The sequence below is a fragment of the Hyphococcus aureus genome (assembly GCF_042643165.1).
Lineage (GTDB): Bacteria > Pseudomonadota > Alphaproteobacteria > Caulobacterales > Parvularculaceae > Hyphococcus > Hyphococcus aureus.
Genome location: NZ_JBHRSH010000001.1, coordinates 2181348 through 2193565 on the forward strand (window position 1 = coordinate 2181348; position 12218 = coordinate 2193565).

Annotated in this window: 9 protein-coding genes; 6 read left to right on the top strand and 3 right to left on the bottom strand. The window is 57.9% G+C overall.

Going from position 1 to position 12218, the window contains the following annotated elements; all coding sequences use genetic code 11:
- Window positions 1–11: 11 nt before the first annotated feature.
- Together ACFOOP_RS10720 and ACFOOP_RS10725 are read right to left on the bottom strand one after the other, a co-directional pair.
- Window positions 12–935 (bottom strand): hypothetical protein, encoded by a 924-nt coding sequence (locus tag ACFOOP_RS10720; protein ID WP_379880947.1) that lies wholly within the window; start codon window positions 933–935, stop codon window positions 12–14.
- Window positions 932–1627: a hypothetical protein gene (locus tag ACFOOP_RS10725; protein ID WP_379880948.1), complete on the bottom strand. Its 696-nt coding sequence runs from the start codon at window positions 1625–1627 to the stop codon at window positions 932–934. The genes ACFOOP_RS10720 and ACFOOP_RS10725 overlap by 4 nt, the downstream gene beginning before the upstream one ends.
- A 95-nt stretch (window positions 1628–1722) precedes the next feature.
- Between ACFOOP_RS10725 and parC the strand changes: the two genes are divergently transcribed.
- Both parC and ACFOOP_RS10735 read left to right on the top strand, forming a co-directional pair.
- A complete protein-coding gene (gene parC / locus ACFOOP_RS10730; RefSeq protein WP_379880949.1) occupies window positions 1723–3981 on the top strand; it encodes a DNA topoisomerase IV subunit A in 2259 nt (752 codons plus the stop codon).
- A gap of 219 nt (window positions 3982–4200) precedes the next feature.
- A complete protein-coding gene (locus ACFOOP_RS10735; RefSeq protein ID WP_379880950.1) occupies window positions 4201–4356 on the top strand; it encodes a hypothetical protein in 156 nt (51 codons plus the stop codon).
- An 85-nt stretch (window positions 4357–4441) separates the two neighbouring features.
- Here the strand turns inward: ACFOOP_RS10735 and ACFOOP_RS10740 are convergent, their stop codons facing one another.
- On the bottom strand, window positions 4442–5221 hold the full coding sequence (locus ACFOOP_RS10740) for an SDR family NAD(P)-dependent oxidoreductase (protein ID WP_379880951.1): 780 nt from the start codon (window positions 5219–5221) through the stop codon (window positions 4442–4444).
- Between the two features lie 118 nt (window positions 5222–5339).
- Here ACFOOP_RS10740 and ACFOOP_RS10745 point away from each other — a divergent pair, with 118 nt between their 5' ends.
- From ACFOOP_RS10745 to ACFOOP_RS10760, 4 genes are read left to right on the top strand one after another with little or no spacing between them, the layout of a single operon-like run.
- Entirely contained in the window at window positions 5340–7607 is a 2268-nt protein-coding gene (locus ACFOOP_RS10745) for a TonB-dependent receptor (RefSeq protein ID WP_379880952.1), read from the top strand.
- A gap of 12 nt (window positions 7608–7619) precedes the next feature.
- Window positions 7620–8957, top strand: a complete 1338-nt coding sequence (locus ACFOOP_RS10750) for a spinster family MFS transporter (protein WP_379880953.1) — start codon at window positions 7620–7622, stop codon at window positions 8955–8957.
- Window positions 8958–8965: 8 nt separating this feature from the next.
- Window positions 8966–10618: a carboxylesterase/lipase family protein gene (locus ACFOOP_RS10755; protein ID WP_379880955.1), complete on the top strand. Its 1653-nt coding sequence runs from the start codon at window positions 8966–8968 to the stop codon at window positions 10616–10618.
- A complete protein-coding gene (locus tag ACFOOP_RS10760) occupies window positions 10615–12204 on the top strand; it encodes a long-chain-fatty-acid--CoA ligase (protein WP_379881554.1) in 1590 nt (529 codons plus the stop codon). Before ACFOOP_RS10755 ends, ACFOOP_RS10760 begins: the two co-directional genes overlap by 4 nt.
- The last annotated feature ends 14 nt before the right edge of the window (window positions 12205–12218 follow it).

Sequence of the window (12218 nt, forward strand, 5' to 3'; positions counted from 1 at the left end):
TCTTTTCGCGGTCAGATTAAGTCTGCGATTTGTTCCAGCGTGCGTTCAGCATTGGAAACGCCATTGACCGGCGGGCGGCCGAAATAGCCTTTGACGCCTGCGTGACTCATATTCGCCAGCCGGTGAATTTCGATGCGCCCGTCTTTTTTACCGGCGTTCCAGTCGGAATAGCCCATCAGCTTCCAGCGGTCGGGGAAAATAATGGCGCCGACGCGCTCAATATTGTCCTTGTCGCCGGTGATGTGGTGAAGCTTGCGCAGATAATGAAGGCCGGGGTCGGAGGCGAGAACGCCGCCGAGCGAGATGACGTCGATAGGCGCATTCAGGCGGGCTTTCAAAAACGCCGCGGCGCCAACCGCGACCTGCGCTCCGCCAGAATAGCCGATGATGATCACCGGCGCGCCCGAACCACGGGTGTAACCGTCCTCTATGAGGGCTGTTTCGATGACATTGGCGGCGCCCTGATTGAAGATAGGGCCATAACGATGGTCCGCGGAAACCATCACCTGAAAAATATTGCGCAGGTTGATGAGGGTGTGAAACAGCGACTCGCGCTCGCGCAGTTTCAACATCTGAGCGCGCCGCCAGATCCGGTCGAACAGGCGAGGGGTTTCCAAAAGCGGCATGCCGTTCGGAGAATAGGGAAAAACATCCGACACAATGACGGCGTCGGGAAATCGGTTGTGCAGCTTGCGGATAAAAGACCTCTCCCGGGGCAATAGAAATTCGCCTGACAGAGACGCGACGCCGGAGAGGTAGACGATATAGCGCCGAGGTTTGCTGTCAGGGTTCGGCGGCGGCGGGGTCGTTTCATCCAGTTCCTCCTCGGTCCAGCCCGCCCACCAGCTCAAGGTTTCGAGCGGCGACAGGGCCGCCGTCAGGAGCAGGGCGAAAATCCCGAGGCCGAATGCTGCAAGAAGCGCGTCGGAGATCATGTGTCGCCCTCAACGCCGAGACGCCGCGCCAAATCTTCGATGATCTGCTTTGGCGTCTTGTCGAGCGCCGATCCGGAAACAAAAAACCGCACCCGGCCGAGCGGTTTTGCCAGCAAATGACCGAGATAACTTCTGACGCTGTATGAAAGGAGCCATCCGGCGCCGCCGCAAAAAACCGCCGCATGAAGCGGCAGGCCAAAACCTGCATGCAGTCCGAAGACGGCGAGCGCCATGGCGAAGGCCTCGAGAAGATTGCCGAGCGCCTGACCAAAATAGGGGGCGATTGAAAAGACGCCGAAAAGACGCGGCGCGAAGGCGAGTGAAACGACGCCGAAGACGCCTGCGATTTCATGGGGGCCAAGCACGCCGAGCCGAGTCAGCGGGGCCACGGCCACAGCCGAGAGCGCCCAGGCAAGCGCCGTCAGCACATAGGTGAAACCAGTGAAGGCGAGGCTCGCCAGAAACCGGTAAAGCGCGACGCGATTGATCACGAGAATCACCGACTGGCCGAGCATTTCCGAAACGCCAGCAAGGAACGCGATGGTGAGCGCGGCCGTCTGCGCCTCTCCGGAATGGGCGGCGCGGGCGAAGGCTTCTACAGAAAACCCCATGGCGCCCCCCGCCAGGGCGAGCATCAGGAGTGGGAAAGCGGCGATGTCGGCGAGAAATGCGAGCATGGGGCCGGAATACATGATTGCGCGGCTGGGGAAAACGCCGCCAGTTCAGCTTCGTGGAGAGGTTCGCGAGGGACTGGCGGAGCCTCAAGACTCTGCTAGAGACTAGGCCCATGAAGCGTTCCAAGACCAAATCCGCCAAACCGCCCAAGCCGCCTCGCGCTGACGAGATTTTTCTCGAGCCATTTGATGAGGCGCTGTCACAGCGTTATCTCGCCTATGCGCTCTCGACCATCACCTCGCGGGCGCTGCCCGATGTGCGTGACGGCTTGAAGCCTGTCCACCGGCGCATCCTCTACGCCATGCGCCAGATGAATCTGAAGCCTTCTGGTAGCTTCAAGAAATCCGCGAAGGTCGTCGGCGAGGTCATGGGTAACTTCCACCCTCATGGCGATCAGGCGATTTATGACGCCATGGTGCGTCTCGTGCAGGACTTTTCCGTTCGCGTTCCGTTGATCGACGGGCAGGGCAATTTCGGCAATATCGACGGCGATAACGCCGCGGCCATGCGTTACACCGAAAGCCGCCTGACGGAAGCGGCGCAGCTTCTTCTCGATGGCATCGACGAAGACACGGTTGATTTTCGCGAGACCTATGACGGCGAGGGGAAAGAGCCCATCGTCTTGCCGGCGGCGTTTCCGAACTTGCTGGCGAATGGCGCGAGCGGCATCGCTGTCGGCATGGCGACCTCGATCCCGCCGCATAATGTGGCGGAGTTGATTGACGCTTCGCTGCATCTGATCAAGACGCCGAATGCGCGCACTGAAACGCTCCTGAAATATGTGAAAGGCCCAGACTTCCCGACGGGCGGCGTGTGCATCGAGGATGCGGCGTCCATGGAAGAGGCTTATGCGACGGGCCGCGGTGGTTTCCGGGTGCGTGCGCGCTGGGAAACCGAAGATCTCGGGCGCGGCAAATACCAAATCGTCGTCACTGAAATTCCCTATCAGATTCAAAAGTCGAAGCTGATCGAAAAAATCGCCGAATTGATGCAGGCGAAAAAACTGCCTGCGCTTGCCGACATACGCGATGAGAGCGCGGAAGATATCCGCCTTATCCTTGAGCCGAAGTCGGGTAATATCGAACCGGCGGCGCTGATGGAATCGCTGTTCAAGATCACCGATCTTGAATCGCGCTTTTCACTCAACATGAATGTTCTCGGCGCCGACGGGAGCCCCCGCGTCATGGGGCTGCGTGAGGTGTTGCAGGCTTATCTGGATCACCGCAAGGAGGTCTTGCGCAGGCGCACCGAATTCCGGCTCGACAAGATCGCCAGACGCCTCGAAATTCTCGACGGCTTCCTGATCGCCTATCTTAATCTCGATGAGGTGATCCGCATCATCCGCTATGAGGACGATCCCAAAGCGGAATTGATGAAGACCTTCAAGCTGACGGAGGTGCAAACCGAAGCGATCCTCAATATGCGTCTGCGCTCCCTGCGCAAGCTTGAGGAAATGGAGATCAAGACCGAGCACAAGGAGTTGCTCGCAGAGCAAAAAGCCCTGAAGGCTCTATTGAAATCGGACGAAGCCCAGTGGGCGAAAATCTCCGATGAGCTGAAAGACGTCAAAAAACTGTTTGATCCGAAATCGGACCTTGGACGGCGCCGCACGGACATCACCGATGCGCCGGCGATTGAAGATATCGATCTCGATATTCTCGTGGAGAAAGAGCCTGTCACCATTGTCCTGTCTGAAAAGGGCTGGGTGCGCTCCATGAAGGGGCATGTGGAGGACGCGAAGTCGATCAAATATAAAGAGGGCGACCGCGAGCACTGGGTCGTTCACGCCCAGACGACAGACAAGCTCATGCTCTTCGCCACGAATGGGAAGTTCTACGCCCTTGATGTCGCCAATCTGCCTGGCGGGCGCGGCCATGGCGAGCCGATCCGGCTGATGCTCGATATGGGCAATGACGATGCGGTGGTGTCTGCGTTTCTTTACGAGGGCGGCCGGAAGTTTCTTGTCGCTTCATCGTCCGGGCACGGGTTTATTGCGCCGGAAGACGAGTGCCTGTCGAACACGCGTAAGGGCAAGCAGGTTCTGAATGTCGCGTCGGGCGCAGAGGCGGCGGTCTGCCGTCCTGCTGAAGGCGACATGCTCGCGGTTGTCGGGGACAACAAGAAGTTCCTGGTGTTCGCATCGTCTGAACTGCCGGAGATGACCCGCGGCAAGGGCGTCGTTCTTCAGAAATATCACGATGGCGGGTTATCCGACGCCAAGCTTTTCTCGAAGAAGGAAGGCCTCACCTGGACCGATCGTTCCGGCCGGACGCAAACGGTCGATGATTGGAAGTCCTATTTGGGCAAGCGCGCGCAGGCGGGCAAGATCGCTCCAAAGGGGTTCCCCACGTCGAAGAAGTTCGGGGCTTGAGGCGGGCACCAAGTAGCTTGGGTGGTAAGTAGTTCCCATGGGAACGATTATCGCGTGAGCTTAGCGGTTACGTGTTATTTTCGGCCCGGGCATTTTGCCCTCTAGGCAAGTGTTGCAATGCGGCAAATCTTGTTTGCGCGCGAGGGGCCTCGCGCGATGCGCAGCGGCGTCTTATCCCGCTGCACACGAAGGAGAACTCCAATGGTTGGAAACAGGATAATGGCTGCCGGCGCACTTCTTCTCACGGTCGGGCTTGTGCTGACGGAAGTCGCGGTCGCTCATCACGGTGAAGATTCGATGCTTGGCAAAGCCGGCGACGCGATTACGGCGGCGGCGGATTCGGCGACGGAAAAATTTAAAGACTCCGCGGATTAAGCATCCGCTTTTCAGCTTATGCGTCGTACAGTCAGATCGGCCGCAGGCATGCCACGGTCAGGAAAAGCTGTACGACGCAAATTGATCAAAGCGGGCTTAACAGATGGCCGCCATCGACTGCGATGACGCTGCCTGTGATGAATGATGAATCATCTGACGCCAGCAGGAGGAGGGGACCGTTCAGGCTTTTGTAATCGCCAAGCCGGCGCATGGGAACGCGCTGGATTAACGCCTGGCCTCTTTCCGTTTTGAAATAATCGCGCGTTAAGTCGCTTTCAAAATATCCCGGAGCGATGGCGTTTACGCGAATGTCATATCTGGCGAATTCAAGCGCCATTTGTTTTGTCATCTGTATGACGCCGGCTTTTGATATGGCGTAAGGGCTGATCGCCTGAACCTGGCGAAGGCCGGTGATCGATGCGATATTGATGATCGATCCGGCGACCCCTGCGTCTTTCATTCCGCGCGCGGCTTCCTTTCCGACATTCCACACGCCCTTCAGGTTTGTGTTGATGACAAAGTCATAGTCATCTTCCGTTTGATCGAGGATCGGATTCCCAACGGATACGCCGGCATTGTTAACGACGATATCAAATGGGCCGTGCTCGCTCATGACGGCGGTGACCGATGCGATGTCAGTGACGTCCATTGCCACCGAGGCGGCCTTTCCGCCTTTCCCGACAATATCCTGAACAAGTTCGTCCAGTGCCGGTTTGCGTCTGGCCGATACAACGACCGCCGCCCCGGCATCCGCCAGAACATGCGCGAAATGGCGCCCGAAACCGGCGCTTGAGGCCCCTGTGACAAGCGCTGTCTTGCCATCCAGTTTTGCAAACATCGACATGACAGAGGGTATGGCGCCCATTCCCTCCGGCGGTCAAGATGTTCACACGCTTGTCAGTGAGTGTAATTTCCGCTATATAGAAATCACAACAATGTTTGTGCGCCGGCGAAAAGACCGGCGAACGGGAGGGTTACAGTCTATGAAAAACGCGCTACTCGCGTCCGCGTCGGCGGCCGCCTTTTTTGTTCTGTCCGCTTCTGCGATGGCGCAGGGGACAGACGCTGCGTCGTCTGGCGACCAGGCGAATGATGACCGGATTGTCGTCACGGCGACCCGTCGTGAGGAAAGTCTTCAGGATGTGCCGCTCAGTGTGACGGCATTTTCGCAGGACGAACTCACCGAGAAGGGCATCGTCGGTTACGAGGGGCTCGCCTTCGAAACGCCGGGCGCTGTCCTCAACAAGCCGACCGCGAACTTCAACACATTTTCCGTGCGCGGCATCGCAACCAACGGGTACCAGGCGAACCTGCAAAATTCGGTCGCGGTCTATCTGGACGAACTGCCGATCTCTGCGAACGGCAACTCCACGCAGCTCGACTCCACGCTCTTTGACGTGGAGCGGGTCGAATTTCTCCGCGGCCCTCAGGGCACATTGTTTGGTTCCGGCTCGCTTGCGGGCGCTGTGCGTTTGCTGACCAAAAGCCCCGACCTTGACGAGTTTGACGCCGCCGCGCTGGTCGACTTTGGTCTGACGGATGATGATTCCTTCCGCCAGCGCTATAATGGCATGATCAATGTGCCGCTTGTTGAAGACAAGCTGGCGGTGCGCGCTGTCGGCTTCTATCGCAACGAAGAAGGCTGGGTCACCAATATCGGGACCGGCGTCGACAACGCTAATACGCTTAAAAACTGGGGCGGCCGCGTGGTTGTGCTCTGGGAGCCCACAGACGGCGCGTCCTTGCGTCTCATGGGGCTGCATGAAGAAAGCAAACCGGAGGACGCCCAGCTCATCAATCCTGCGCTCGGCGGCGGCGATCGCGAAACACGGAATTCACGCCGGCCGGATATTTATGGCGGCAACCTTGATTCCATCAACGCCACTGTGGATGTCGATTTAGGCTTTGCGAACTTCACCAGTTCGTCGACTTATTCGTCTTACAACCAGTCATTTATTATCGATCTCGACGCGACGTTTGGCGGAGCGATTCCTTTCGCGCTTGATGCATTTGCTTTTGACAAAGCGTTTGTTGAAGAGGCGCGGCTGGTATCGACCATGGACAGCAAGCTGGAATGGGTCGCTGGCCTGTTCTATTATTACAAGAGACGCGACGTAGATCTCTTTTACCGTTCTGATCCGGCCTTCCTCATGGCGAATGGAATGACGGGGCTTGTTGACGAATATTATCAGCGCACCTTCAACCATGCGATCTCCAACGAGCTTGCAGGTTTCGGCGAGGTGACTTACCGGTTCAGCGACCGTTTCTGGATGACGGGTGGTTTGCGCTACGGCAAGCTGGACGTTCAGGGCTTCACCACTGGCGGGTATACCAGCAACTATCTGGTCAACTCACTCTTCGGCATTCCCGGCCCGTTGACGGTTACAGGAACCGCACCGGCAGTCGGCGCCGTCGGGGAAGAATCCGGCCCGTCCTATAAGTTCAGCGCTTCGTTCAAGCCGGTCGATAGCGTCACGACCTATGCGACGTATTCGACGGGTTTCCGCACGCCTGCGGTCAACGCGCGGGCGGGGCTTCCCAGTGTTGTCGACCCCACAGACCTCATCATTCCGGACGGCGCTTCGTCCGACAAATTGAAGAATTACGAAATCGGCCTCAAAGGCGTCTGGTTCGACGGAAAACTGTCCGCCAATCTCGCCGCCTATCTGATCGACTGGAGCAACATCCAGGTGCAGGCGAACCGCGTATCGGATTCAGTTCAGTTCGCCACGAATATCGGGAAGGCGCGCAGCAAGGGCATCGAATTCGAAGTTGCTGCGTTTCCGACGGAGGGACTGTCCATTGGTTTGAATGGATCGTTGAATGATACGGAAATTACGGAACTGACACCGGAGGAGGCGGCGATCTCCGGCGCCGTTCTCGGCGGCGAGCTTGCATTCCCGGCCTTTCAGGGCGGAGCCTATATTAAATACACCACTTACATTTCACCTAATGTGAGAGGCTCCTTCGCGGTGAACGCCCGGCATGTCGGCGATTTCCCGAACCAGTTCCCGAATGTTCCGGGCGATCCAACGACGGTGACGCCGACTTACGGTTTCACTGAATCCTACCAGACGGTGAATATGTCGCTTGGGGCCGAATTCGGCGAACAAGTCAAAGCGACGCTCTATGTCGAGAACCTGTTCGACGATCATTCTATTGTCTACCGTCACCCGGAGGCGTTTGCCGATGCTCGCGCGAGCACACTGCGCCCCCGCACAATCGGCATTCGTATCGGTTACGACTACTAAGCCGTGACGAATATGAGCGCTACGCATAAGTTTGACGTGGGTAATGCGTCTGCTACGGGCCCCGCCGCAAAAGCAGCGGGGCCCGGTGCGCGTGCATGGTGGGTGCTGGGCGCGTTGTGTTTCGTCTATGTGTTGAATTTTCTGGATCGCCAGCTCATTTCGATTCTGGCTAAACCCATTCAGGACGAATTGCAGATTACAGACGGACAATTGGGACGCATTACCGGTCTGTATTTTGCGCTGTTTTATACATTAATCGCCTTGCCGGTCGGCTGGTTCGCGGACCGGACCAATCGGGTGAAAGTCCTGGCGTTCGCCTGCTTTCTCTGGAGTGCGGCGACGGTCGCGTGCGGTCTTTCCAGAACTTTTCCGCAACTTGTCGCTGCGCGCATGGCCGTTGGCGTTGGCGAAGCCGGCGGCGTGCCGCCGTCCTACGCCATTATCTCTGACTATTTTCCGTCGGGCACGCGTGGGCGCGCATTGGGCCTTTATAATATGGGCCCGCCGATCGGAATGGCGCTGGGTGTTGCATTCGGCGCCTCAATCGCCGCCGCCTATAGCTGGCGCGATGCGTTCGTTTCTGTTGGCGTTGTCGGTATTATCGCGGCACTTGTGGTTTTTTTCTTTGTGCGCGAACCAAAGCGTGGCGGGCTTGATGTCAAGCAAGGGGCCGCATCCGCGCCGGTGGAAACTGCGCCGGCCGCCGGGTTCTGGTCGACCTGCCGCATGTTTTTCACACGCCCGACGCTCATTCTGATTGCGCTCGCAAGCGGAGCAACGCAGTTCGTGACCTATGCAGTGGTGAATTTCACAACGCTTTTCCTGATGCGCGAAAAGGGGATGACCCTCAGCGAGGTCGCGCTTTACTACGCACTGCTTGTCGGCATTTTTGTCAGCGCCGGGATGTATGTCTCGGGGCGTCTTGTTGACTGGCTCGGCAAGCGCTCGAAAGCCGCCTATGCCTATGTGCCCGCGGTGGCGCTTCTTCTCGCTGTTCCATTCTTCTTCGGTTTTGTCTGGGCGCCGGGATGGCCGCTCGCGATGATCTTTCTGGCCGTTCCGACATTCTTCAATTATTTCTATCTTTCGCCTGCGGTCGCGCTGGTTCAGGAAGAAGTGGAGCCGCATCAGCGCGTCCTATCCGGCGCGCTCTTATTACTGGTGATGAATTTGATTGGTCTTGGCTTCGGTCCAACTTATCTTGGCATGGCGAGTGATTTCTTTCGCGACGCCCATCCGGATAATTCCCTGCAGCTCGCTTTTTACACACTAATCCCGTTTTATTTCCTGGCGGTGGCGTTGTTCCTGTTTCTTGCAAGGGCGATACGCCGTGAAGCCGGTAAAGTCTGAGGGTGCGCATGATGTCTTTGTTATTCCGTTCAGTTGCTGTGGCTTTACTGGCGATGACTCTCGCTTGTGCTCACGCCAGCAGCGAAGAAAAAAGCGACGTTCTCATAAACGCCCCAGCAGGTGATGTTAGGGGTGTCGCCCAGGATAAGGTTCTGGCTTTCAAGGGCATTCCCTATGCGGCGGCGCCCGTTGGCGATGCGCGCTGGAAGCCGCCGTCACCGGCCGCTGATTGGGACGGTGAATTCGACGGAAGTGAATTTGGTCCCGCCTGCATGCAGTTTCGCGCGAATGTCGAAAGCATCTACGCTGAAACTTTGAAGGCGATGAGTGAAGACTGTCTGTCGCTCAATGTCTGGAAGCCAAAGGATGCAGCGGGTGCGCCTGTCTTTGTGTGGATACATGGCGGCTCATTGCGCTCGGGGGCCAGCAGCCAGCGGATGTATGACGGCGCGGCGCTGGCGGAAAGCGGCCTCGTCGTTGTGTCCATCAATTACCGTGTTGGGGCGTTGGGCTATCTTGCGCATCCGGCGCTAAGTGCGGAATCGCCGGATAATATTTCCGGCAATTACGGGGTGCTCGACCAGATCGCCGCGCTTGAATGGGTTCAGCGCAATATTTCAGCGTTCGGCGGCGATCCTGACAATGTAACAATTGCAGGCGAGTCCGCAGGAGCCTTGAGCGTCATGTATCTCATGGCGTCGCCGCCTGCGCGAGGCTTGTTCCATAAAGCCATCGCCCAGAGCGCCTATATGATTTCAACGCCGGCGCTGAAGGAAGCGCGTTTTGGCGTGCCCTCTGCAGAAGCGATCGGCGCTTATATCGCTGACAAGATCGGCGCTGACAATATTGAAGCACTGCGCGAGATGGATGCGGCCACCCTGATCAGAAAAACCCAGCAGGCGGGGTATGTCGCATGGGGCACAGTAGACGGCGTTGTGATCCCTGATGAACTCGTGAATGTTTTCGATCGCGGCGAACAGGCGTCGGTGCCGATGATCGCGGGGTTCAACAGCGGGGAAATCCGGTCGTTGCGGTTTTTGCTGCCGAAAAAACCGCTGACGGAAAAAGCATATGAGAATCTGATCCGCGAAGGTTATGGCGATCTTGCCGAGGCGTTTCTGCAGCAATATCCCTCAGAGAATATCAGCGAGAGCATGCTCGCGACGACCCGCGATGCGATGTATGGCTGGACCGCCGAACGCCTTGTCCGCAAGCAATTGGAGATTGGAGAGCCGGGTTATCTCTACATTTTCAACCATGGCTACAAGGCGGCGAACGAGGCCGGGCTGCATGCGTTTCACGCCAGTGAAATTCCCTATGTATTCGGCACAATCGATAACTTGACGCCGAGTTGGCCGGAAATTCCGGACACTGCGACTGAAAGAAGGTTGTCCGACGCCATGCTTGGTTACTGGTCATCATTCGCACGGGACGGCGCGCCAAGTGCGAAAGGTGAGCCTTCATGGCGTCCTTATTCCGATGACGAAGCCTATATGTATTTTGAGGACGCGCCTGAAGGATCTGCAACCGACCTGCTTCCCGGCATGTATGAATTGCATGAGGAAGTGATGTGTCGACGCCGCGCCGCAAATATTGGCTGGACCTGGAATGTCGGCGTTGCGTCGCCGCCTTTGCCGCCGCAAGCGCCGGGGTGCCGATGATTGACGGCTCAATGCAGCCATATGCGCTCACGCTGAACAAATTCCTCGATCACGCCGCCAAATGGCATGGTGATGTTGAAGTTGTGACTGCGGGCGAGGGCGGGGTGATCGACCGTGTTGGATATGCGTCGTTAAGAGCGCGGGCGTTGCGTGTCTCAGCGGCTTTGGCGGGACGCGGCGTAGGTTTTGGCGATCGTGTCGCGACGCTCGCCTGGAACACGCAAGCGCATGTTGAGGTCTGGTATGCGATCATTGGCTTGGGGGCTGTCTATCATACGCTCAATCCCCGCCTCACGCCGGCTCAACTCAGCGCCATGCTGAAGCAATCCGAGGCGCATATATTGATTGTCAGCGCAGACCTTGCGCCGCTGGCGAAGCAGGTTGTCGAGCGGACACCGTCTGTCTCGCAAATTCTTGTGATTGACGGCGGGCCGCCGGACTGGAGCGCAGCCGATCTGGATGCATCAACCGATGCGCTGGAAGAGTTGCTTACCGACGCCAGAGGCAATGCGCGCTGGAGCGAGTTCGATGAGATCGCTCCGTCCGGCTTGTGTTTTACCTCAGGCACCACAGGTCCGCCCAAAGGCGTTACCTACACCCATCGATCAAGCTATCTGCATACGCTGCGTTTGCTGCAAGCCGACGTTATGGGGCTGACATGCACCGATGCTGTACTTGCGGTTGTTCCCATGTTTCATGCGAATGCATGGGGGCTTCCCTTCGCGGCGCCCGCCGCCGGCGCTAAGCTCGTTCTTCCGGGCCGTCTCGCCGATGGCGCCAGCCTTGCGCGATTGATTAACAAAGAGGGCGTGACGGTTGCGCTCGGCGTGCCCACCGTCTGGCTTGGGCTTGTTGAGCATCTTGAACAACATGGCGGTGATGTTCCAACGCTCCAGCGCATTGTTGTTGGCGGCGCGCCAATGCCGCCGGCGCTGATGGAGCGTGTTGAGCGACGGCTTGGCGTCGTTGTGCAGACAAGCTGGGGCATGACCGAGCTTTCACCGCTGGGCACAAGCGCGCCGGCGAACGATCCTGAAAGGAAGGCCTGGATGTCTGGCCGTCCGGCGATCGGGGTCGATCTTCTGCTGACGGATGTTCGTGGAAACCCGCTGCCTGAGCAGCGAAATGTTGAAGGTCATCTGCGTGTTCGCGGGTCAGCGGTTGTGGAGCGTTATTTCGGCGATGAGGAGTCGGCGACCGATGCTGACGGCTGGTTCGATACGGGCGACCTCGCGCGAATCGACAATCGCGGCAATCTCATCATCACGGGCCGCGCCAAGGACTTGATCAAGTCGGGTGGGGAGTGGATAAACCCTGCTGAGATTGAAGCGATTGTGGGGGCGCACCCTCAAGTCTCATTAGTGGCCGTTGTTGGCCGGGCTGACCCCAAATGGGGAGAGCGACCAATCCTGATGGTTGAATTGGGGGAGGATCAGTCCATAACGGATGATGAGCTTCTGGAGCCGCTGCGCACGCGCGTGGCGCCCTGGTGGATACCTGATGAAGTCGTGCGTGTGCCGACCATGCCGTTGGCGTCCACCGGCAAGATCGATAAGATACGGCTGAGAGCAGAACTGAAAAATTGATAAGGCAAAACCGC